The sequence below is a fragment of the Delftia sp. WSY_16 genome (genome assembly GCF_043104415.1).
Lineage (GTDB): Bacteria > Pseudomonadota > Gammaproteobacteria > Burkholderiales > Burkholderiaceae_C > Comamonas > Comamonas tsuruhatensis.
In genome coordinates, this window is sequence record NZ_JBICKS010000003.1 from 259,470 (window position 1) to 282,150 (window position 22,681).

The 22,681-nt window shown below is 67.9% G+C and carries 21 protein-coding genes; 11 read left to right on the plus strand and 10 right to left on the minus strand.

Features of this window, described 5'->3' with window-relative positions; all coding sequences use genetic code 11:
• Positions 1-180 precede the first annotated feature (180 nt).
• The 8 genes from ACF8O7_RS01990 (at position 181) to ACF8O7_RS02025 (ending at position 10,171) form a co-directional block, all read left to right on the plus strand.
• Positions 181-2,118, plus strand: coding sequence for an AMP-dependent synthetase/ligase (locus tag ACF8O7_RS01990; protein ID WP_392442130.1), 1,938 nt, complete (start codon positions 181-183; stop codon positions 2,116-2,118).
• 14 nt (positions 2,119-2,132) lie between these two features.
• Entirely contained in the window at positions 2,133-2,918 is a 786-nt protein-coding gene (locus ACF8O7_RS01995) for an ABC transporter ATP-binding protein (protein WP_012203089.1), read from the plus strand.
• Between the two features lie 10 nt (positions 2,919-2,928).
• Entirely contained in the window at positions 2,929-3,858 is a 930-nt protein-coding gene (locus ACF8O7_RS02000; RefSeq protein WP_016446594.1) for a branched-chain amino acid ABC transporter permease, read from the plus strand.
• 20 nt (positions 3,859-3,878) lie between these two features.
• Entirely contained in the window at positions 3,879-4,943 is a 1,065-nt protein-coding gene (locus tag ACF8O7_RS02005) for a branched-chain amino acid ABC transporter permease (RefSeq protein ID WP_016446595.1), read from the plus strand.
• Between the two features lie 230 nt (positions 4,944-5,173).
• Complete coding sequence (locus ACF8O7_RS02010; RefSeq protein ID WP_126311250.1) at positions 5,174-6,490, plus strand: ABC transporter substrate-binding protein; 1,317 nt, start codon at positions 5,174-5,176, stop codon at positions 6,488-6,490.
• A 173-nt stretch (positions 6,491-6,663) separates the two neighbouring features.
• Positions 6,664-7,497, plus strand: coding sequence for an ABC transporter ATP-binding protein (locus ACF8O7_RS02015; RefSeq protein ID WP_016446597.1), 834 nt, complete (start codon positions 6,664-6,666; stop codon positions 7,495-7,497).
• A gap of 194 nt (positions 7,498-7,691) precedes the next feature.
• Positions 7,692-8,939: a phenylacetate--CoA ligase family protein gene (locus tag ACF8O7_RS02020; RefSeq protein ID WP_016446598.1), complete on the plus strand. Its 1,248-nt coding sequence runs from the start codon at positions 7,692-7,694 to the stop codon at positions 8,937-8,939.
• Between the two features lie 242 nt (positions 8,940-9,181).
• Entirely contained in the window at positions 9,182-10,171 is a 990-nt protein-coding gene (locus ACF8O7_RS02025) for a tripartite tricarboxylate transporter substrate-binding protein (RefSeq protein WP_016446599.1), read from the plus strand.
• Positions 10,172-10,280: 109 nt separating this feature from the next.
• On the opposite strand, the gene ACF8O7_RS02030 is transcribed toward ACF8O7_RS02025, so the two are convergent.
• Together ACF8O7_RS02030 and ACF8O7_RS02035 are read right to left on the minus strand one after the other, a co-directional pair.
• Positions 10,281-10,796 (minus strand): hypothetical protein, encoded by a 516-nt coding sequence (locus ACF8O7_RS02030; protein ID WP_016446600.1) that lies wholly within the window; start codon positions 10,794-10,796, stop codon positions 10,281-10,283.
• A 64-nt stretch (positions 10,797-10,860) separates the two neighbouring features.
• Positions 10,861-11,745, minus strand: coding sequence for a LysR family transcriptional regulator (locus ACF8O7_RS02035; protein ID WP_047218497.1), 885 nt, complete (start codon positions 11,743-11,745; stop codon positions 10,861-10,863).
• A gap of 151 nt (positions 11,746-11,896) precedes the next feature.
• Here ACF8O7_RS02035 and ACF8O7_RS02040 point away from each other — a divergent pair, with 151 nt between their 5' ends.
• Complete coding sequence (locus ACF8O7_RS02040; RefSeq protein ID WP_126311249.1) at positions 11,897-12,880, plus strand: aldo/keto reductase; 984 nt, start codon at positions 11,897-11,899, stop codon at positions 12,878-12,880.
• 22 nt (positions 12,881-12,902) lie between these two features.
• On the opposite strand, the gene ACF8O7_RS02045 is transcribed toward ACF8O7_RS02040, so the two are convergent.
• Genes ACF8O7_RS02045 through ACF8O7_RS02055 form a run of 3 tightly spaced genes read right to left on the minus strand, consistent with a single transcriptional unit; the run spans position 12,903 to position 15,227 of the window.
• Positions 12,903-13,232 carry a DUF1840 domain-containing protein gene (locus tag ACF8O7_RS02045; protein WP_016446603.1) on the minus strand — a complete coding sequence of 110 codons (330 nt, stop codon included), beginning with the start codon at positions 13,230-13,232 and terminating at the stop codon, positions 12,903-12,905.
• A 33-nt stretch (positions 13,233-13,265) separates the two neighbouring features.
• Positions 13,266-14,594 carry a class I SAM-dependent methyltransferase gene (locus ACF8O7_RS02050; RefSeq protein WP_016446604.1) on the minus strand — a complete coding sequence of 443 codons (1,329 nt, stop codon included), beginning with the start codon at positions 14,592-14,594 and terminating at the stop codon, positions 13,266-13,268.
• Positions 14,595-14,618: 24 nt separating this feature from the next.
• Complete coding sequence (locus ACF8O7_RS02055) at positions 14,619-15,227, minus strand: hypothetical protein (protein WP_016446605.1); 609 nt, start codon at positions 15,225-15,227, stop codon at positions 14,619-14,621.
• Between the two features lie 22 nt (positions 15,228-15,249).
• Between ACF8O7_RS02055 and ACF8O7_RS02060 the strand changes: the two genes are divergently transcribed.
• Positions 15,250-16,539, plus strand: a complete 1,290-nt coding sequence (locus tag ACF8O7_RS02060) for an aminopeptidase (RefSeq protein ID WP_034368213.1) — start codon at positions 15,250-15,252, stop codon at positions 16,537-16,539.
• Here ACF8O7_RS02060 and ACF8O7_RS02065 read toward each other — a convergent pair.
• Together ACF8O7_RS02065 and ACF8O7_RS02070 are read right to left on the minus strand one after the other, a co-directional pair.
• A complete protein-coding gene (locus ACF8O7_RS02065; RefSeq protein ID WP_017406669.1) occupies positions 16,491-17,918 on the minus strand; it encodes an ATP-binding protein in 1,428 nt (475 codons plus the stop codon). The two genes, ACF8O7_RS02060 and ACF8O7_RS02065, sit on opposite strands and share 49 nt — an antisense overlap.
• Positions 17,911-18,585, minus strand: a complete 675-nt coding sequence (locus ACF8O7_RS02070) for a response regulator transcription factor (RefSeq protein WP_016446608.1) — start codon at positions 18,583-18,585, stop codon at positions 17,911-17,913. The genes ACF8O7_RS02065 and ACF8O7_RS02070 overlap by 8 nt, the downstream gene beginning before the upstream one ends.
• 147 nt (positions 18,586-18,732) lie before the next feature.
• Here ACF8O7_RS02070 and ACF8O7_RS02075 point away from each other — a divergent pair, with 147 nt between their 5' ends.
• Positions 18,733-20,499, plus strand: a complete 1,767-nt coding sequence (locus ACF8O7_RS02075; RefSeq protein WP_126311248.1) for a phosphoethanolamine transferase — start codon at positions 18,733-18,735, stop codon at positions 20,497-20,499.
• 18 nt (positions 20,500-20,517) lie between these two features.
• Here ACF8O7_RS02075 and ACF8O7_RS02080 read toward each other — a convergent pair whose 3' ends face one another.
• The 3 genes from ACF8O7_RS02080 to ACF8O7_RS02090 are packed head-to-tail and all read right to left on the minus strand — an operon-like array spanning position 20,518 to position 22,674.
• Complete coding sequence (locus ACF8O7_RS02080) at positions 20,518-21,033, minus strand: nucleoside deaminase (protein ID WP_126311247.1); 516 nt, start codon at positions 21,031-21,033, stop codon at positions 20,518-20,520.
• Between the two features lie 14 nt (positions 21,034-21,047).
• Positions 21,048-21,815: an ABC transporter permease gene (locus tag ACF8O7_RS02085; RefSeq protein WP_012203071.1), complete on the minus strand. Its 768-nt coding sequence runs from the start codon at positions 21,813-21,815 to the stop codon at positions 21,048-21,050.
• Positions 21,816-21,831: 16 nt separating this feature from the next.
• On the minus strand, positions 21,832-22,674 hold the full coding sequence (locus ACF8O7_RS02090) for an ABC transporter ATP-binding protein (protein ID WP_017406667.1): 843 nt from the start codon (positions 22,672-22,674) through the stop codon (positions 21,832-21,834).
• Positions 22,675-22,681 lie beyond the last annotated feature (7 nt).

A 22,681-nucleotide genomic window follows, 5' to 3' on the forward strand; every position in this document is an offset into this window, starting at 1 on the left:
TGAGACCGTTTTGGCACCATTTGTTACGGCGCGTTTTCCCGATGATGAGTTTCCCGAAGATTGTCGTCAAACAGACACCACGGCGTCAAAGCCAGTCCTACGATGCAGTCCAAGCCGGTGGGTCTCAGCCTGGGCATTTGCACCACGCGGCCACCATCCACGAACAACCAAGGACATGGAATGACGACCACGTTCCCGCACCTGCTGCTCCAGCATGCTGCCCAGCGCCCACAGGCACCGGCGCTGCGCGAGAAGGAATACGGCATCTGGCAGACCTGGAGCTGGAGCGAGGCCGCGCAGACCGTGCGCCACATGGCCTGCGGCCTGGCGGCGCTGGGCCTGGCACGCGGCCAGAATCTGGCCTTCATCAGCGACAACCGGCCCCATGTCTACATGGGCTTCCTGGCCGTGCAGGCGCTGGGCGCCGTGCCGATCCCGCTGTACCAGGACGCGGTGGCGGCCGAGATGCGCTTCGTCATCGAGGATGCCGAGATCGACTTCGCCTTCGCCGAGAACCAGGAGCAGGTGGACAAGCTGCTGGAGGTGCGCGAGAGCGTCCGCGGCCTGGGCCACATCATCTATGACGACCCGCGCGGCCTGCGCCACTACGACCAGCCGGGGCTGATCAGCACCGAGGCGCTGCTGCAAAAGGGCAAGGAATGGGAGGCCGCCCACCCGGGCGCCTGGGATGCCATGCTGGCGGCGCTGTCGCCCGACGACGTGTCCGTCACCCTCTACACCTCGGGCACGACGGGCAAGCCCAAGGGCGTGTGCCAGACCCACCGCAGCTTTGGCGAGTCGGCACGCGGCGGTGTGCAGGTGGACTGCCTGGGCCCTGGCGACAACGTGATCTCCTACCTGCCTCCGGCCTGGGTGGGCGACCACCTGTTTTCCTTCGCGCAGTGGCTGGTGGCGGGCTTCACCATCAACTGCCCGGAGTCGGCCTCGACCGTGTCCATCGACCTGCGCGAGATCGGCCCCAGCTACTACTTCGCGCCGCCGCGCATCTTCGAGGGCATGCTGACTTCGGTGTCCATCCGCATGGAGGATGCCGCGCCGTTCAAGCAGTGGATGTACGGCCGCGCCATGGCCGTGGCGCGGCGCGTGGGATCGGACATCCTGGACGGCAAGAAGGTGGGCGCGCTGGACCGCCTGAAGTACGCGCTGGGCGACCTGTGCATCTACGGCCCGCTGCGCAATGCCATGGGCCTGTCGCGCATCCGCGTGGCCTATACGGCGGGCGCGGCCATCGGGCCCGAGCTGTTCCGCTTCTTCCGCTCCATCGGCATCAATCTCAAGCAGCTCTACGGCCAGACCGAGACCTGCGCCTATGTGTGCATACAGCGCGACGGGCAGGTGGAACTGAGCAGCGTGGGCCAGGCCGCACCGGGCATCGAGCTGAAGATCGCCGACAACGGCGAGGTGCTGCTCAAGGGCGTGTCCGTGCTCAAGGAGTACTACAAGCGCCCCGACGCCACGGCCGAGGTGGTGGATGCCGACGGCTGGTTCCACACGGGCGATGCCGGCGTGATCGACGCTAGCGGCCAGCTGCGCATCATCGACCGCGCCAAGGACGTGGGCAAGACCAGCCGGGGCGCCATGTTCGCGCCCAACTACATCGAGAACAAGCTCAAGTTCTTCCCCCAGATCAAGGAGGCCGTGTGCTTCGGCCACGGTCGCGACCAGGTCTGCGCCTTCATCAACATCGACTACGAGGCCGTGGGCAACTGGGCCGAGCGCCAGGGCCTGCCCTACGGCGGCTATGTGGACCTGGCATCGAAGGCCAAGGTGCTGGAGATGGTGGCCGACTGCGTGGCCCAGGTGAACGCCGACCTGGCCGCCGAAGCCGGTATGGCCGACACGCAGGTGGCGCGCTTCCTGGTGCTGCACAAGGAGCTGGACCCCGACGACGACGAGCTGACCCGCACGCGCAAGGTGCGCCGCGGCTTCATTGCCGACAAGTACGGCGTGCTGGTCGATGCGCTGTACACGGGCAAGCGTGAGCAGTTCATCGAGACCCAGGTCAAGTTCGAGGACGGCCGCACCGGCAGCGTCAGCGCCACGCTGTCCATCATCGATGCCAAAACCCATTCGGTGGCTGCCACCGCCAGGGCCTGACCGGAGCCGCTGACATGACCCACAAGAAGATCGGCGATGTCATCCTCGACATCAAGAACATCAGCCTGCGCTTCGGCGGGGTGAAGGCGCTGACGGACATCTCGTTCGATGTGCGCGAGCACGAGATCCGCTCCATCATCGGCCCCAACGGCGCAGGCAAGAGTTCGATGCTCAACTGCATCAACGGCGTGTACACCCCGTCCGAGGGATCGATCACCTTCCGGGGCAAGACCTTCAGCCACATGAACAGCCGCCAGGTGGCCGAGATGGGCGTGGCGCGCACGTTCCAGAACCTGGCGCTGTTCAAGGGCATGAGCGTGATCGACAACATCATGACCGGCCGCAACCTGCAGATCAAAAGCGGCATCCTGATGCAGGCCCTGCGCCTGGGCCCGGCCCAGCGCGAGGAGATCCGCCACCGCGAGTTCGTCGAGCACATCATCGACTTCCTGGAGATCCAGGCCTACCGCAAGACCCCCGTGGGCCAGCTGCCCTACGGTCTGCAAAAGCGCGTGGACCTGGGCCGCGCCCTGGCCATGCAGCCGCAGGTGCTGCTGCTGGACGAGCCCATGGCCGGCATGAACGTGGAGGAAAAGCAGGACATGTGCCGCTTCATCCTCGATGTGAACGACGAGTTCGGCTCCACCATCGTGCTGATCGAGCACGACATGGGCGTGGTCATGGACATCAGCGACCGCGTCGTGGTGCTGGACTACGGCAAGAAGATCGGCGACGGCGCACCCGACGAGGTGCGCCAGAACGAAGACGTGATCCGCGCTTACCTTGGCACAGGCCATTGAGGGGACTGACATGGGATTTTTTCTGGAAACCTTGTTCGGCGGCCTCATGGTGGGCACGCTGTACGCGCTGATCGCCATCGGCTTCGTGCTGATCTTCAAGGCCTCGGGCGTGTTCAACTTCGCCCAGGGCGCGATGGTGCTGTTCTCGGCCCTGGCCATGGCGCGCTTTTCCGAGTGGATCCCGAAGTGGATCGGCATGGAGCCGGGCTGGTTCACCAACCTGCTGGCCATCTGCGTGTCGCTGGCCATCATGGTGGTCGTGGCCTGGGTGATCGAGCGGCTGGCGCTGCGCCACCTGGTCAACCAGGAGCCCATCACGCTCTTGATGGCCACGCTGGGCATCGCCTACCTGCTCGACGGACTGGGCCCGATGATCTTCGGCAGCGCCGTCTACAGCATCAACGTGGGCATGCCCAAGGACCCCATGTTCATCCTCGACGGCCTGTTCGAGGGCGGCGTGCTGCTGAGCCAGGAAGACCTGTATGCGGCCTGCATCGCCGCGCTGCTGGTGGCCGCGCTCAGCGTGTTCTTCCAGAAGACCAAGACCGGCCGCGCGCTGCGCGCCGTGGCCGACGACCACCAGGCGGCACAGTCCATCGGCATCCCGCTGTCGCGCATCTGGGTCATCGTCTGGTCGGTGGCCGGCGGCGTGGCCCTGGTGGTGGGCATCATCTGGGGCTCCAAGCTGGGCGTGCAGTACTCGCTGTCGCTGGTGGCCCTGAAGGCCCTGCCCGTGGTGATCCTGGGCGGCCTGACCTCGCTGCCCGGCGCCATCATCGGCGGCCTGATCATCGGCGTGGGCGAGAAGCTCTCCGAGGTCTACCTGGGCCCCATGGTCGGCGGCGGCATCGAGACCTGGTTCGCCTACGGCCTGGCCCTGTGCTTCCTGCTCGTGCGGCCCCAGGGGCTGTTCGGCGACAAAATCATTGATCGCGTTTGACCGTTACGGAGAACCTGCACATGTTTTATCGTGAGAACGGTCAATTCAAGACGACCTACGCATCCGACCAGCAGATCTTCGGCGTCGCCCAGGACCGCTGGGCCATCGTGGCGCTGCTGGCCGTCGCCTTCCTGGTGATTCCCTTCAGCGTCAGCGACTACACCTTCCAGGCCGTGCTGATCCCCTTCCTGATCATGTCGCTGGCGGCGCTGGGGCTGAACATCCTGGTCGGCTACTGCGGCCAGATCTCTCTGGGAACGGGCGCCTTCATGGCCGTGGGCGCCTATGCGGCCTACAACCTGCAGGTGCGTTTCGAGGGCATGCCGCTGCTGGTGGCCCTGATCGGCGGCGGCGTGCTGGCCATGGTCTTCGGCGTGATCTTCGGCCTGCCCAGCCTGCGCATCCGCGGCCTGTACCTGGCCGTGGCCACGCTGGCCGCCCAGTTCTTCGTGGACTGGCTGACCAGCCGCGCCGCCTGGGTGACGAACAACTCCTCCTCGGGCTCGGTGAGCGCAGGTCCGCTGTCCATCATGGGCTGGAAGATCGACACGCCCATGGAGAAGTACCTGCTGTGCCTGGGCATCCTGTGCCTGCTGGGCCTGGCGGCCAAGAACCTGGTGCGCGGCGCCATCGGCCGCGAATGGATGGCCATGCGCGACATGGACGTGGCCGCCAGCGTGATCGGCATCCGCCCGACCTACGCCAAGCTCAGCGCCTTTGCCGTGAGCAGCTTCATCGTCGGCGTGGCCGGCGCGCTGTGGGGCTTCGTACACCTGGGTGCCTGGGAGCCTGCGGCCTTCAGTCTGGACCGCTCGCTGCAGCTGCTGTTCATGATCATCATCGGCGGCCTGGGTTCGGTGGTCGGCAGCATCTTCGGCGCGGCCTTCTTCGTGCTGCTGCCGCTGCTGCTCACCCAGGTGCCTCACTGGCTGGGCCTGCCGCTGTCCACGGCCACGGCGACCTACCTGGAGCACATGATCTTCGGTGCGCTGATCGTGTTCTTCCTGATCGTGGAGCCGCACGGACTCGCGAAGCTGTGGGCAACGGCAAGGCAAAAGCTTCGCGTCTGGCCCTTCCCGCATTGATATGACACCCCCTGAGTCGCTTCGCGCCTTCCCCCTCTCTACTCGCTACGCGAGGGAGGGGGACGACACCCTCGGTGCGGGGCGGCCCTTCCTCGGTGTCCCTGACCTGGGGCTCGCCAGTTCCACAGATGGCGCCAGGAAACATGGAATGTTTGATTCTGATCGAGACAGGGCGCCACAGAGTGCCGGATAACCGGGGAATCTTCCCCAGCCAACTAGGAGACAACGTCATGATGTTCAAGAAAGTCGCCATCGCCGCCGCCACCGTCGCAGCCGGAATCGGCGGCCTCGTGGCCGCCCCCGCCGTCCAGGCCCAGGACCAGTTCGTGCCGCTGCTGGTCTACCGCACGGGCCAGTTCGCTCCGCTGGGCATTCCATGGGCCGATGGCAAGCAGGACTACATCAAGCTGGTCAACGCCAAGGGCGGCATCAATGGCGTGAAGATCGCCTACGAGGAATGCGAGACGGCCTACGACACGGCCAAGGGCGTGGAGTGCTATGAGCGCCTGAAGGGCAAGGGCGGCGGCGCGGCGGGCTTCGATCCGCAGTCCACCGGCATCACGTTCGCCGTGACGGACAAGGCGCCCGGCGACAAGATGCCCATCATCACCACGGGCTACGGCCTGTCGCAGTCGGCCGACGGCAAGGTCTTCGAGTGGAACTTCCCGCTGCTGGGCAACTACTGGACGGCGGCCGACTCCATCATCCAGGACATCCTCAAGAAGGAAAAGGGCAGCCTCAAGGGCAAGAAGATCGCCCTGGTCTACCACGACTCGCCCTATGGCAAGGAACCCATTCCGCTGCTGCAAAAGCGCGCCGCCAAGGAAGGCTTCGACCTGACGCTGCTGCCCGTGACGGCGCCCGGCGTGGAGCAGAAGTCCACCTGGCTGCAGATCCGCCAGCAGCGCCCCGACTACGTGCTGCTGTGGTCGGCCGGCGTGATGACGCCCACGGCCGTGCGCGAGGCGCAGGCCACCGGCTACCCGCGCGAGAAGATGTACGCCATCTGGTGGGCCGGCTCGGACCATGACGTGAAGGACATCGGCGCCGGCGCCAAGGGCTACAACACCGTGACCATCCACAACACGGCCGAGCACGACAAGGTGCACGACGAGGTCAAGGCCATGGTCTACGACAAGGGCCAGGGCACGGCCACCGACGCCAAGGAACTGGGCGCCATGGCCCATACGCGCGGCATGGTGATCTCCATGCTGCAGGTGGAGGCCATCCGCACGGCACAGGAAAAATACGGCAAGGGCAAGGTCATGACCTCCGAGCAGGTGCGCTGGGGCCTGGAGAACCTGAACCTCACGCAGGAGCGCCTCAACGAGCTGGGCTTCGGCAAGATCATCCGCCCCGTCAAGACCAGCTGCGACAACCACCTGGGCACCGACTGGTCGCGCATCGCCCAGTGGGATGGCGCCAAGTGGAAGGTGGTCTCCGACTGGTACCAGGCCGACAAGTCCATGGTCGAACCGCTGGTCAAGGAGTACGCGGACAAGTACGCCAAGGAAAAGAACGTAAAAGCTAGAACTTGCACCCCCTGAGGCGCTTGCGCGCCTTCGCCCTCTCGACCCGCTTCGCGGGGGAGGGGGACGACACCCTCGGTGCGGGGCGGCCCTTCCTCGGTGTCCCTGAGTTGGGGCATACCCCGCGCAGAGATGCTTCGAGAGTTGCGGCCCCGCACTCCGCTTTCGTATCAACGCCCATGGACGACGCCATGACCACCGCACCCACCTCCGCCCCGGCCGCCAGCGATCCGCTGCTCGTGGTCAATGGCATCGAAGTCATCTACAACCATGTGATCCTGGTGCTCAAGGGCGTTTCGCTCCAGGTGCCGCGCGAGAGCATCGTGGCCATTCTGGGCGGCAACGGCGCGGGCAAGACCACGACGCTGCGCGCCATCTCCAACCTGCTCAAGGGCGAGCGCGGCGAGGTGACCAAGGGCACGATCGAGCTGGAGGGCGAGCGCATCGAAAGCCTCACGCCCTCCGAGCTGGTGCAGCGCGGCGTGGTCCAGGTCATGGAGGGGCGGCACTGCTTCGCCCACCTGACCATCGAGGAAAACCTCATGACCGGCAGCTACACGCGCACCGACAAGGGCGAGATCGCGGCCAACCTCGAGAAGGTCTACAACTACTTTCCGCGCCTGAAGACGCGCCGCACCTCGCAGGCCGCCTACACCTCGGGCGGCGAGCAGCAGATGTGCGCCATCGGCCGCGCGCTGATGGCCAACCCGCGCATGGTGCTGCTGGACGAACCCTCGATGGGCCTGGCCCCGCAGATCGTCGAGGAGGTGTTCAACATCGTCCGCGACCTCAACAGCAAGGAAAAGGTCACCTTCCTGCTGGCCGAGCAGAACACCAACATGGCGCTCAAGTACTCGGACTACGGCTACATCATGGAAAGCGGCCGCATCGTCATGGACGGCGCGGCCTCGGACCTGGCCAGCAACGAGGACGTCAAGGAGTTCTACCTGGGCGTGGGCGGCGGCGAGCGGAAAAGCTTCAAGGACGTGAAAAGCTACAAGCGCAGAAAACGTTGGCTTGCATGAATACCCCCTGAGTCGCTTCGCGCCTTCCCCCTGAAAGGGGGACGACACCCTCGGTGCGGGGGCGGCCCTTCCTCGGTGTCCCTGGGGTTGGGCCGCGCCGGTTTCGCGGGCCAGGGGCGGCACAAGGATTGTTGGAATCTTTCTTTCACCGCTGGCCGGACTCCATCTGCCCTTTTCCACATACAGGACTAGCCATGAGTGCCTTCTACGACGCGCTGGAGACGCGCACCCCTGACGAACGCGAAGCGGCGCTGCTGGCCGCCCTGCCCCGACAGATCGCCCATGCGCAGCAACAGTCGGCTGCCTTCGCCCGGATCCTGGACGGCGTCGACGCCGCGCAGATCACCAGCCGCGAGGCCCTGGCCCGCCTGCCGGTGACGCGCAAGTACGAGCTGCTGCAGCGCCAGGCCGAGCAGCGGCCCGCGCAGATCTTCGGCGGCTTCAACGCCATCGGCCTGGGCCAGCCCATGCCGCGCCTGTTCTGCAGCCCCGGCCCCATCTACGAGCCCGAGAGCCGCCGCCCCGACTACTGGCGCATGGCGCGCGCGCTGCATGCCTCTGGCTTTCGGCCCGGCGAGCTGGTGCACAACTGCTTCAGCTACCACTTCGTGCCCGCGGGCTCGATGATGGAAAGCGGCGCCCATGCGCTGGGCTGCACGGTGTTCGCAGGCGGCACGGGCCAGACCGAGCAGCAGGTGCAGGCCATGGCCGACCTGCGTCCCGCCGGCTACGTGGGCACGCCCAGCTTCCTCAAGATCATTGTGGAAAAGTCCGTGGAGATGGGCCTGCCCATCCCGTCCGTGACCAAGGCCATGGTCTCCGGAGAGGCCTTTCCGCCCTCGCTGCGCGACTGGCTGGCCGAGCGCGGCATCGCGGGCTACCAGTGCTACGCCACGGCCGACCTGGGCCTGATCGCCTACGAGACCGAGGCGCGCGAAGGCCTGGTGCTGGACGAGCAGGTCATCGTCGAGATCGTGCGCCCCGGCACGGGCGACCCCGTGGCGCCCGGCGAGGTGGGCGAACTGGTGATAACCACCTTCAACCCCGACTACCCGCTGATCCGCTTCGGCACGGGCGACCTCTCTGCCGTGCTGCCCGGCCAGTGCCCCACGGGCCGCACCAATGCGCGCATCAAGGGCTGGATGGGACGCGCCGACCAGACCACCAAGGTGCGCGGCATGTTCGTGCACCCGGGCCAGATTGCCGACGTCGTGCGCCGCTTTCCGCAGGTGGGACGCGCAAGGCTGGTGGTCACGGGCGAGATGGCCAATGACCAGATGCAGTTGCTGGTCGAAACCCGCGAGACCTCGCCGGGCCTGGCCCAGCAGCTGTCCGACGCGGTGCGCGAAGTGACCAAGCTGCGCGGCGACGTGCAGATGGTGCTGCCGGGCACGCTGCCCAATGACGGCAAGGTGATCGAAGACGCGAGGTCGTACAAGTAGCCACCGAGGCGCGGGGGACGGTGGCCGCGCCGCCGCGCAGCCGGCGCAATCCCTGAAAACATGACGCCTGTCAAGCCTCCAAGGGTTTGCACTAGATCAATGGCAAGGGAATCTGCTGCGGCGCAATAGAAACAATTCTTAAAATTCGTCTCCTCGTGCATTCGGTTTCTTTTGCGTGTTTGCCCTTTAGGGCGAAAACGCATCGCCCCCTATCATTTGCACGCCATTCACCTGGAGACACTATGAAAGCATTGTTCAAGATCGCAGCCATCGCCCTGGCAGCCGGCGCAGCCATTGGCGCTCATGCGCAGGACTATCCTGCCGCAGGCAAGACGATCACCCTCATCGTGCCGTTCACCGCAGGCGGCCCGACCGACAAGGTGGCCCGCGATCTGGCCGAGTCCATGCGCAAGCATCTGAACAATGCCACCATCGTGGTGGACAACGCCGACGGCGCCGGCAGCACCATCGGCACGGCCAAGGCTGCACGTGCCCGCCCTGACGGCTACACGCTGCTGATCAACCACATCGGCATGTCCACGATCCCGTCGCTGTACCGCAAGCTGTCGTTCAACGTGCTCAACGACTTCGAGTACGCCGGCATCATCAACGACGTGCCCATGACCCTGATCGGCCGCCCCAGCCTGCCGGCCAAGAACTTCGCCGAGGTCAAGGACTGGATCGGCAAGAACCAGGGCAAGGTCAACCTGGCTAATGCCGGCATCGGTTCCGCCTCCCACCTGTGCGGCCTGATGCTGCAGGCGGCCATGAAGACCGAAATGACGCCCGTGCCCTACAAGGGCGCCGCGCCGGCCATCGCCGACCTGATCGGCAACCAGGTCGACCTGCTGTGCGACCAGACCACCAACACCACGGGCCAGATCACGGCCAAGAAGGTCCAGGCCTATGCCGTGACCACGCCCAAGCGCCTGGTCATGCCCGCACTGAAGGACCTGCCGACGCTGGCCGAAGTGGGCGTGCCTGACTTCCAGGTCACCATCTGGCATGGCCTGTACGCGCCCAAGGGCACGCCGGCCGACGTCGTCAAGAAGGTCAACGAGGCCATGAAGGCCGCCCTCAAGGACCCCGAGTTCATCAAGCGCCAGGAAGCCCTGGGCGCCGTGATCGCCAGCGACGGCCGCATCGAACCCGAAGGCCACAAGAAGTTCGTCCAGGCCGAGATCGAGAAGTGGGGCAAGGTCATCAAGGCAGCCGGCACCTACGCCGACTGATCCCGAGGACCACCACCGCGACGGATCGCCCAGTTGCAACCACGATCAAGCCCGGCTTCGGCCGGGCTTTTTCGTTGGCGGGGACGGCGCGACAGCGGCGATGCAGGGTTCAGGGCGCCGGCCCGCGCAGCGCCATCACGGCCTGCCAGCTGCCGCCGCGCTGGCTTGCGTTGTAGAGGTTGCTCTGCGTGTTGCCGGGACCTTCGTAGTAGCTGCCGCGCATCAGGCATTGCGATCCCGAGGCCGTGCAGTGCACAAGCTCGACGCCGAACATCAGCGCCGGCCGGCCGCTGGCCCGGTCCAGCACCTGCTCGCCGCCCTTGCCCACGTCGCAGGCCGAAGCCGGCCGCACCTGGCTCTGGCCGCTGAGCAGGGCCAGCGTGCCGGCATCGGGGTCCAGCAGCGCCCAGCCCCGGCCGTTGCCTATGCAGTAGGCCGCCGCCTTGGGGCCGAGGTTGGAGGCGTTGTCCAGAAACAGCAGCGAATACACGGCCGCCGCCGCTCCCGGAGGTGCCTGCGGGCCGGTGGGCGCCTTGGGCCTGTCGGCGCAGGCGGCCAGCGCCAGCGTGGCGGCCAGCGCGCCCAGCCAGGGCAGGAATCGGGAGGAATGACGGAGGCGGTGCATGGAAGTCCTTTCTTTCTCGCAATCTGCGTGCGTGTTTAACACGGCGCGCGGCCCCTGCTGCGGCTCAGGCCGGGCCTTCGAGTTCGGCATGCCGCCGCTCGAACAGTTCAATGAGGTGGTCCGCCACGGCCCGCACCCGCCGCGAATGGGCAAGGTCGGCATGCATGGCAAGCCAGATGGGCTGATCGGCGCCCAGCTGCGGCTCCACGCAGACCAGCCCCGCCTGCCGCGCCAGGAAATGCGGCAGCACGGCCAGGCCCAGGCCCGCCTGGGCCGCGGCCAGCTGCGCGGACAGGGTGTTGGTCTCCAGCCGGCAGGGACGCCCGCGCAGGGCGCGCGCCATCCAGCGTGCGGCGGGCAGGTGGGCATGGCTGTCGTCCCAGCCGATGAAGGCGTCGCCTTCGAAGGGGTCCGAGCCGCTTCGGCCAGCGCGGCCAGCAACATGGCCGGCCGATCCGTACAAGCCGAAACCCAGCGTTCCCAGGCGCCGGATCGTGACGTGGCCGGCCTCGGGCTGGGTCATGCGCACGGCCAGGTCGGCATCGCGCCGGTGCAGGTTCAGCGTCTGCACGCCGCTGACCAGCTGCACGCGCAGCCCCGGATGGCGCGCGAACAACTGCGCCAGCGAGGGCACGATCAGCGGGTTGGCCAGGTTCTCCGCCGTGGCCAGCCGCACCACGCCCGCCACCTGTGCCTGGCTGTGCGCTGCATCGCCCAGGGCCTGGGCCGCCTGCTCCAGCGTCTCGGCCGGGGCCAGCAGCGCCTGGCCGTCGGCCGTGAGCCGATAGCCGCTCTGGTGGCGGCTGAACAGCGGCATGGCCAGCGCGGACTCCAGCCGGTCCAGCCGGCGCGAGACCGTGGCCACGCCCAGCCCCAGCGCGGCCGAGGCGCCGCTCAGGCTGCCGGCGCGGGCAATGGCCAGGAAGATGCGGGCGTCGTCCCACTGCAATGAAGTGCTCCTTGGTTTTCCTGGAAAGCCCTTGCGGAGAGCCTTTGCGGAAATGTTTTCCGGAAATGGAAGATCGAAGCGCGATTTTCTCAGTAGGCAAGCCCACCCCGGAAAACCATACTGGCCCCTTGTTTCAGCAAGAGGATATGCAATGCAACAACGCACACTTGGCCACGATCTGCAGGTATCCGCCCTGGGCCTGGGCTGCATGGGCATGAGCGAGTTCTATGGTCCGCGCGACGACGCCCTGGCGCTGCAGGCGCTGGACCATGCCGTGGAGTCCGGCATCGATTTCCTGGACACGGCCGATGTCTACGGGCCGCACCACAACGAGGAGCTGATCGGCCGCTTCCTGGCCTCGCGCCGGCCGCGCGTGAAGATCGCCACCAAGTTCGGCATCGTGCGCAAGGCCGGCGAGTACCGGCGCAGCATCGACAACAGCGCACAGTACGCACGGCAAAGCTGCGAGGATTCGCTGCGCCGCCTGGGCGTGGAGCGCATCGACCTGTACTACGTGCACCGCGTCGATGCCACGCGCCCCATCGAAGAGACCATGCAAGGCCTGGCGCAGCTGGTGCAGGAGGGCAAGATCGCCCGCATCGGTCTGTGCGAAGTCAGCGCGGCCACGCTGCGCCGCGCCCATGCCGTGCACCCGGTGGCGGCGGTGCAGACCGAGTATTCGCTGTGGACGCGCGAGGTGGAGGACGAGGTGCTGCCCGCCTGCCGCGAGCTGGGCGTGGGGCTGGTGGCCTATTCGCCGCTGGGGCGCGGCTTTCTCACGGGACGCTTTCATGGCGGCACGGCCTTCGAGCAGGGCGATTTCCGCGCCAACCTGCCGCGCTTTCAGCCCGGCAACATCGACACCAACCAGGCCCTGGTGGGCGCCGTATCGGCCCTGGCGCAGCGCAAGGGCAGCACGCCCGCGCAGATCGCCCTGGCCTGGCTGCTGGCCCAGGGGCCTGACGTGGTGCCCATTCCGGGCACCCGGCGCATCGCCCATCTGCAGGACAACCTGGGCGCGCTGTCCGTGACACTGACGCCCGGCGAGCTGGACGAGCTGCGGCGCGCCAGCGACGAGCTGCCCGTGGCCGGGCGGCGCTATACGGAGGAAGGCATGAAGGGCATCAACGCCTGACGGGCCAGCGGGGGCCGCCGGCTTACCAGGTGACGTCGCTGTTCTCGGCGGCGCTGCGGCGCAGCATGTCGATCATGGGCGCAGCGCGCTGGCGCAGGCTGACGGCATCGCGTGCGCCCGGTGCGGCATTGTCCTGGTCGCCATCCTGCGCATCCTCTTCCTGGTTGGCCTTGCGGCGGGCATCGTCATCGGCCACGGCGGCTTCCAGCGCATCGATGGCGGCCGGGATCTGCTGGACGGTGATGATGCCGCTGGCGCCGGGCGTCTTGCCGACGATCTCCAGGACCTGGCGGCCGTTGGATTCGAGCATGATGACGTCGGCCGTGGCACGGGACTTGAACTTGTAGAGCATGGCTATCCTTTTTCTGTGTGGCGTGTCATGCACTCAGCGGTACATGTACTCGCGGTTGAAAGCATAGTCCGATTGGGCTCCCACCATGGACCCCGACTGCAGCCGTCCGTCGGGATGCGTGCACAGCATCTGGTGCAGGGCGATCCAGCCGCGCTCGAAGCCCATGGCGCAACCCGCCAGATAGAGCCGGTAGGCGCGCAGCACCTTGGCGGCACCTTCGGCATCGGCATGCTGCTCAAGGATACGCTGCGCCTGCGGCAGCTGGGCTTCCAGTGCGTCGGACCAGTTCCACAGCGTGCGTGCGTAGTGGGGCCGCAGGTTCTCCGTGTCCACCATTTCCAGCCCGCTGTGGCCCATGTCGTGCAGCACGCGGCTCACATGCATCAGCTCGCCGCCGGGGAAGATGTAGCGGTCGATGAACTCGCCCATGCCCGCGCCCAGCTGGGTGTTGTCCACGCCGCCCGCGGTGATGCCGTGGATCAGCGCCATGCCGCCCGGGCGCAGCAGGCGGTGCACGGTCTGGAAGTACTCGGGCAGCTGGGCCTGGCCCACATGCTCGAACATGCCCACCGAGCCTATCTTGTCGAAGGGCTGGCCGGGCGCCAGCGCGCGGTAGTCCAGCAGTTGCATGTCCACCCTGCCCTGCAGGCCGCGCTCGGCAATCAGCTGCTGCACATGGCGGTGCTGGTTGTGCGAGAGCGTGATGCCCGTGGCCGTGACGCCGTAATGCTCGGCCGCCCACAGCAGCAGCGCGCCCCAGCCCGCGCCGATGTCCAGGAAACGCTCGCCGGGCCGCAGGTCCAGCTTGCGGCAGATGTGGTCGAGCTTGGCCTCCTGGGCCTGGGCCAGCGTCATCTGCGGATCGCGGAAGTAGGCGCAGGAATAGACGCGGCGCGGGTCCAGCCACAGGCCGTAGAAGTCGTCGGAGATGTCGTAGTGGAACTGGATCTGCTGGGCGTCGCGCGCCAGCGTGTGCGCGGCCATGGAGCGCATGCGGGCCATGGCATGCACCCACCAGTGCGATGTGCCGCGCACCGGATCGGATTGCAGCAGGCTGGCGGCCACCGCCATCACGTCGCGCATGCGGCCATCGATGCGTACCAGCCCCTCCACGATGGCACTGCCCAGTGTCCCTATCTGCCCGGCCGCCAGGCTGGCCATGGCCGCCATGGACTGGAAATGCAGCACCACCTGCGCATCCGCAGGACCGGCGCGCTGGCCGGACGGCAGGATCACGGCCACGGGAACAGGGAGAGACGCCAGCCGCGCCTCGATGGAGCTCAGCACTTGTGTCATGGCGTTCATTTTTGACAGCAAGCCGCACTGCGTCAATCGCAGCCTGGGCTGTGCATGGCGGGGCATGGCGCCCCGCCACAGAGGTGGCGATCAGGCGATCAGCTGCCTGTAGTCGCGCCGTGTCTGGTCACTCACCGAAGCAAGCACTTGCTCGAAGGGCGTCTTGTGCCGTGCGACCAGCCGCAGGGATGCCACGGCGCGCGATTTGCAAAACCAATGACAGGTGTACTGCATGAGCAACAGCTCGGCCGTCATCATGAAGGCGCGCGCACGGCGTTCTTCCTCGGTGGCGCTGTCGGCCACGCGCACGGAGGCAATGCCGCGCGCATGCAGCTGCATGGCTTCGCGCAGATCGAAGCCGGACGACGGGAACAGCCGGTCCAGATAGGGCAGCGCCACGGGCAGCGTGCTCACGCGCGTGAGCTGCGGATCGGCCGAGGCCATTTCCTTGGCAAAGCGCTGGAACTGCTCGACCAGGCTGGTTTCGGTGTTGTCCAGCACGGTCCAGATCTGGGCGCGGCGCTGCTCGTCGTTCTCGCCCAGGGCGCGCAGATAGCCTTCGATCAGGCCGCCCATCAGCTTCTCTATCTGGAAACGCCCCAGATACTGGGCCAGCAGCAGGGTATGCCGGCGCTGCTCCTGCGTCTTGAGAAGGTAGATTGCGATGAAGACAATGATCGCCAGCGTGAAGAAGTCCATGAAAGCAGCAAGGGGGCCAAGGGTGCGTGAAGGCTTGAGTGTAGTCAGGCGCGGCCTGCCCGCGATTTTGGCGGGCATAGGCCTGCTGCTGGGCGGCTGTGCCAGCACGGGGGCCGGCGGCGACGGCCTGGGCTATTACTGGCAAAGCCTGCGCGGCCAGATACACCTGCTGCAGGCCAGCCGCCCCATTGACGACTGGCTGCAGGACGACAACCTGGCACCCGCGCTGCGCGAGCGCCTGCTTGCGGCCCAGCGCATGCGCAGCTTCGCCGTGCAACGGCTGGGCCTGCCCGACAACGCCAGCTACCGCCGCTACGCCGATCTGCAGCGGCCCTTTGCCGTGTGGAACGTGGTGGCCGCGCCGCCCGACAGCCTGGAGCTGCACCGCTGGTGCTTTCCCGTGGCCGGCTGCGTGGGCTACCGGGGCTACTTTTCCGAGGCAGACGCCGTGGCCCAGGCCCGGCTGCTGGCCGACCAGGGCCTGGAGTCCGGCAGCTACGGCGTGCCCGCCTATTCCACGCTGGGCTACCTGAACTGGCTGGGGGGCGATCCGCTGCTCAACACCTTCGTGGGCTGGGGCGAGGGCGAGTTCGCCGGCCTGCTGTTCCATGAGCTGGCCCACCAGGTGGTCTACGTGGCCGGCGATACCGCCTTCAACGAATCCTTTGCCACCACCGTGGAGCGCCTGGGCGCAACGCTGTGGCTGGCCACCGAGGCCGGCCCAGCCGCCCGCGCGCGCTGGGAGTCCAGCCAGCTGCGGCGTACGCAGTGGCGGGCACTGACCGGGCGCACGCGCCAGGCGCTGCAGCAGCTGTACCAGGACCCGCAGCAGCGCGGCCCCGCCATGCAGCAGGCCAAGGCGCAGATCTACCAGCAGCTGCGCAGCGACTACGCTGCGCTGCGTGCGCAATGGCGCAGCGCCGATGCAGCCTTGCTGACCACCGACGCGCAGCGCCAGTTCTACGAACGCCACCAGGCCCGGCTGGACCAATGGGTGGCCGATGCCAACAACGCCAGCTTCGGCGCGCTGGCCGCCTATGACGACTGGGTGCCGGCCTTCACCGCGCTGTGGCACCAGGCCCAGGCCCAAGCAAAGACCCAAGCTCCGGCCCAGGCCCAGCCCGGCAACGAGGCAATCCAGGGCTGGCAGCGTTTCTATGCCGAGGTGCGGCAGCTGGCCGCCCTGCCCGCAGCGCAGCGCAACGCCAGGCTGTGCAGGCACATGCCGGCCGATGCGCCCCTGCCGTCTGCCTGCGCCCCGGCTCAGGCCGGGGCGTCGGGATCCGCGGACGGATCGCGCCCCGGCAACTGAATGCGTGCCAGCAGGCCGCTGGAGCTGCCAGGCGGTGGCGACTGCAGCTGCAGGCTGCCGCCGTGCTGGGCCACGATCATGGACACGATGGACAGGCCCAGGCCATAGCCCGGCGATGCCAGTTCGCGCACGGCGCCCTGGGGCAGGCGCAGATCGTCCACATGGCGCACATGGCGCTCGCGCGCGGTGCCCAGCGCCACGGCGTCCATGCCCGGCCCCTCGTCGCGCACCTGGACGGTATGGCTGTCGCAGACTTCGAGCAGCACCTCCGAGCCATCGCTGTAGCGCAGCGCGTTCTCCACCAGGTTGCGCAAGGCAATGGCCAGCGTGTCCACGTCGCCCGCCACCGGCCCGCAGGGCTGCTCGGGCAGCACCACATCCAGCCGCAGCTGGGTGGATTCGTCCTGCTGCCAGAACTCGGAGGCCACCATGCTGGCCAGCGTGTCCAGCCGCACATCGTCCTGCGCCAGCGCCGAGCCCGAGGCCGCGCGCGACAGCTGCAGCAGCTTTTCCGTGCGCTGGCTCAGCCGCTCCAGCGCCTCGTGCGCGGCCCGCACGTCGGCGTTGTCCACGCCACGGTCCAGGGCCGTCTGCAGGCGCAGCGTGGCCACGGCCAGCGGCGTGCGCAGCTCGTGGGCCGCATTGGCGGCCATGGAGCGCTCCACCTGCAGCGCATGCGACAGGCGCTGCATCAGGTGGTTGATGCCCCGGCCCAGCCGCCACAGCTCGCGCGGCATGGCGTCCAGGTCCAGCGGCTCCAGGTTGGAGCCGCCGCGCTCGCTCAGCTGCAGCTGCATGTCGCGCAGCACGCGCAGGCGCCGCCGCGCGGTCACGCGCAGCGCCCAGCCCATGAGGGCGAGCATGACCACCATCACCGAGCCCAGCGCCAGCAGCGCCCGCTGCAGCGCCTCGCTGCGCTCGACCATGGGATCGGCCAGCATCAGGAACAGCGGCTGCCGGGGATGGGCCACCACATAGATGCGCCAGCCCTCGCGCTCGTAGAAGCCCTCGCGCATGGGCACGGCAAAGGCCGCCACGGGGGCGGCCTGGGTGCGCAGCAGCACGTTGCCGCGGCCGTCCTGCAGCTGGTAGACCAGATCCTCGGCCTCGTCGCCCGGCTGCGAGGCCACATGCGGACGCTGCACGCCCTCGCGCGAGTGGTCTTCCTGTTCCAGCTGGTGCACGGCCACCTCCAGCAGGCGGTGGCCGCTGTCGATCATTTCCTGGTCGAAGTTGTGGTGCACGATGTGGCTGACATACCAGGCCAGCGCCAGCACGCAGGCCAGCCAGACGGCGGCCAGGGCCAGTGTCAGCTCGCGGGCCAGCTGGTCGGCCAGACGGGGCGGCAGCGCCAGGCTGTAGCGCTGCGGCTCATCCATGCTCGAGGGCCAGGCGGTAGCCGGTGCCGCGCACGGTCAGGATGCGGTCGCGCCCGAGCTTGCGGCGCAGCCGGCTGATGAACACTTCCAGCGTGTTGCTGTCGGCCTCGGCATCGAAGCCGTAAAGCGCATCGAGCAGATGCTCGCGCGCGTGCACACGCTGCGGCTGGGCCGTGAGCACGCGCAGCAGCGCCCATTCCTTGGGCGTGAGCAGCAGGGTGCGGCCGGCGTCGCGCACCATTTCACGGGCCAGGTCGATCTCCAGCGTGCCCATGCGCAGCACGGCGTCCTGCCCGGCCTGCATGCCACCGCCGCGCCGGCTCACGGCGCGCAGGCGGGCCAGCAGTTCCTCGGGGTCGTAGGGCTTGACCAGATAGTCGTCGGCCCCCGCGTCCAGCCCGCGGATGCGATCGCTGACCTGGTCGCGGGCCGTCAGCACGATGGTGACGGGAGGCTGCGCCAGCCGGCGCAGCGTGGGCATGAGCGCCAGGCCGTCACCGTCGGCCAGGTGCAGGTCCAGCAGCACGGCCGCGTAGCTGGCACCGGCCAGGCAGGCGCGCGCCTGGGCCAGCGAGGGCACGCTGTCGATCAGAAAGGCCTTGGAGCGCAGATAGCTGCCCACCGCCTGGGCCAGGGCCTCATCGTCTTCGACCAGCAGGATTCGCATGGGAGGTTGGGCCTTCGCACATCAGGATGCGCACCGGATACGGACGGAACAAGCGTGGCGCAAGGGGGGGCGGCAGGGGTTCAAGCTGAACGGAGTCTGAACGTCGGGTTCAGATGTTCTTAAGCTGCGAATTCTACGCTCGCGGCCATGTCAGAACGCCTGCTCGCCCGCCCCCCCTTTGCCGGCTCCTCCGGCACCGGCCAAGCCCCGGCCCCATCTTCTGCCCAGCCTGCCCAGGCGGCCCCCGCCAGCCTCGTGGCGCGGCTGCGCAGGGCCTGGAGCGCACCGCGCTCGCCCCAGGCCGTGGCCCTGGTGCTGGCGCTGTGGCTGCTGGCCACCGCCAACTGGGCGCTGTGGCGGCGCCTGCCCCACCTGGAAGGCTATGACGGCAGCCTGGCCGCCCTGGTGCTGCGGCTGCTGCCCCTGGGCCTGGGCGGCCTGCTGCTGCTGCTGTCGCTGACGGCCTGGCCGCGCGGCATGAAGCCGCTGTGGATTGCCCTGCCCTGGATTGCCGGCGCGGCCCAGTACTTCATGACCGCCTACGGCACGGTGATGGACGGCGGCATGATCAACAACATCCTGCAGACCGACCTGCGCGAGAGCAGCGACCTGTTCAACCCCCAGCTGCTGCTGCAGCTGCTGCTGGTGGCCGGCCTGCCCACGGCCTGGCTGCTGCGGCTGCGCGTCATCCGCCCGCGCCGCGGCATGCAGACCGTGCTGCGCACGCTGGCGCTGCTGGCCGCCTCGGTGCTGCTGCTGGCGGCCTCGGTCTTTGTCTCGTACCGCGAGCTGGCGCCCGTGGTCCGCAACAACCTGTGGATGCGCCACATGCTCAATCCGGTCAGCCCGGTGCTGGCCTCGCTGGATGCGGTGCTCAAGCCCATCCTGCGGCCCAAGCGCCCGTTTGCCAGCATTGCGGCCGGCGCCACGCTGGGCGCCACCTATGCGGCCGAGCGCAAGCCGCCGCTGTTCGTCATCGTCGTGGGCGAGACGGCGCGCGCCGCCAACTGGGGCCTGAACGGCTATGCGCGCGACACCACGCCCGAGCTGGCCAGGCGCCAGGTGCTCAACTGGAGCAACGTGACCTCCTGCGGCACCAGCACGCGCGAATCCGTGCCCTGCATGTTCTCGCACCTGGGCCGCACGGGCTTCTACAAGAGCAAGGTGGACTACGACAACCTCGTGGACGTGCTGTACAGCGCCGGCCTGGCCGTGCTGTGGGTGGACAACCAGGCCGGCTGCAAGGGCGTGTGCGAACGCATTCCCAACGCCAGCACGGCCGACCGCCTGGACACGCCCGACGGCAAGGCGCTGTGCTCCAGCGATGGAGAATGCCTGGACGGCATCCTGCTCAGCGGCATCGACGAACGCATCGCCGCGCTGCCGCGCGAGCGCCGCGAGCGCGGCGTGGTGCTGGTCATGCACCAGATGGGCAGCCACGGGCCGGCCTACTACAAGCGCTCCACGCCGGAGACCAAGGTCTTCCAGCCCGAATGCCTGACCAATGCGCTGTCCAGCTGCACGCGCGAGCAGGTGGTCAATGTCTACGACAACTCCATCCGCTACAACGACCATTTCCTGTCGCAGACCATCGACTGGCTGACGCGCCAGCAATCGCGCTACCAGACCGGCATGGTCTACATGTCCGACCACGGCGAGTCGCTGGGCGAGATGGGCATCTACCTGCACGGCATGCCCTACGCCATGGCGCCCGACGAGCAAAAGCACATTCCCATGATTGCCTGGCTGGGCAACCTGGGCGAGCGCACCGGCGTGTCCGAACGCTGCGTGCGCGGCCAGCTGGACGCGCCGCTGTCGCACGACAACCTCTACCACACCACCCTGGGCCTGCTGGACGTGACCAGCCCCACCTACCAGAAGCCCCTGGACGCGCTGGCCGGCTGCCGCAGTTGAGCCGCCCGCGCAGGCGGCTCAGCCCTGTTGCCAGAAGCCCCGGTGCGGCGCCAGCATCTCCTCCTGCAGCGCAGGCACGGGCCCCACGACCTGCACGCTGCGCTGCCCGCGCGCGAAGACCTCGCGGCAGGGCAGGGACAGCGTGGGATTTTCGGGATGGTCGCCCGTCAGCGCCAGCAGCGCCGTTTCCTCGGCGCCGTAGAGCACGCGGCCTATGCCGGCCCAGTAGATGGTTCCGGCGCACATGGCGCAGGGCTCGAAGGTGGTGACCAGGGTGCACTGCGCCAGGTAGGCGCCCGGATAGTTGGCGGCCGCCGTGCGCGCCAGCGTGGACTCGGCATGGTTCACCGTGTCGATGTTGCCCTGCTCGGCCAGCACGGTCTCGCCGTCGGGCGCCAGCAGCAGCGCGCCAAAGGGATGGCGGCCCATGGCCATGGCCCGCTCGGCCACGGCGCCTGCGCGGCGCAGCTGGCGGGCCGCCTGTTCGTCGGTCAGGGGCGTCATGGAAGGTGTCGTCGCGGGTGCGGGCGTCATGGCCGGATTCTCCTTCACTCGCCCTGCGAGCCGCGCCGGGCCCAGCCCGTGGTGCGCTTTTCGATGGCGCTGAACAGCTCGTACATCACCATGGCCATGGCGCCCACCACGATCAGGCCGGCAAAGGCCAGGCCCATCTGCATGGACGAGCCGGCCGACACCAGCAGGTAGCCGATGCCTTCGTTGGCCGCCGTCATCTCGCTGACCGTGGTGCCCACGAAGGCCAGGGTGATCGCCACCTTCAGCGAGCCGTAGAAGTAGGGCATGGAGCGCGGCAGGCCGACCTTGATCAGCACGTCCCAGCGCCGGGCGCCCAGCACGCGCAGCACATCCTCCAGCTCGGGCTCCAGCGTGGCCAGGCCGGTGGCGATGTTGACCATGATGGGAAAGAAGCTGATCAGGAAGGCCGTGAGGATGGCCGGCCCCGCGCCGATGCCGAACCAGACCACCAGGATGGGCACGAAGGCCGCCTTGGGCAGTGCGTTGAAGGCGGTCATCAGCGGATAGAACGCCGCATAGGCCAGGCGCGAGGAGCCGATCAGAAAGCCCAGCAGCACGCCCACCACGATGGCGATGCCAAAGCCCGCCATCGTCACCCAGTAGGTGCGCCAGGCGTGGGCGGCGATGATGCCGCTGAACTCGGCCAGCTGCCGGCCGATGGCCCAGGGGCTGGGGAAGATGAATTCCGAGACCTCGAAGGCCGAGCAGATGACCTGCCACAGCAGGATGACCGCCAGCAGCAGCACCCAGGGCGCCCAGCGTTCCGCGTATTTCTTGTGCATGTGAATCTCCCCCGTTCTATTGTTGGATGGCCGCGCCGGTCTTGCGCATGGCGCCGATGTGGCCGCGCAGCTCGTGCACGATGTCGGTGAATTCGCGCGTGTAGGTCAGCTCCAGCTCGCGCGGGCGCGGCAGCTCGATGTCGCGGCGCACCACGAAGCGGCCCGGGCTCTTGCTCATCACGTACACGGTGTCGGCCAGGAAGACGCTTTCGCGCAGGTCGTGCGTGACCAGGATGACGTTGAAGCGCTGCTCGGCCTGCAGGTCGCGCAGCACGCACCACAGCTCCTCGCGCGTGAAGGCGTCCAGCGCGCCGAAGGGCTCGTCCAGCAGCAGCATCTGGGGCTCGTGGATCAGCGCGCGGCAGATGCTGGCGCGCTGCTGCATGCCGCCCGACAGCTGCCAGGGGTACTTGTCCTCGTAGCCGCCCAGGCCCACCTTCTGCAGCAGGGCGCGCGCACGCGCCTCGTACTCCTTGCGCTTTTGGCGGAACTGCGAGCGGTGCGGCTCCACGATCTCCAGCGGCAGCAGCACGTTGTCCACCGTGGTGCGCCAGGGCAGCAGCGACGGCGCCTGGAAGGCCATGCCCGAGATCTTCAGCGGCCCGGTCACACGCTCGCCGTTGACCATGACGCGGCCCATGGAGGGCATCTTCAGCCCCGTGGTCAGCTTCATGAAGGTGGACTTGCCGCAGCCCGAGGGGCCGACGATGGCGATGAACTCGCCGCGCCGCACCTGCAGGTCGATGGCCTCGACCGCGAAGTGGTTGGCGCGCAGCAGCTCCTCGTTGTAGGCAAGCCAGACGTCGCGGAACTCGACGAAGAAGGCGTCGTCATCGCCGTGGGATGTGGAGGAATTCATGTCAGGC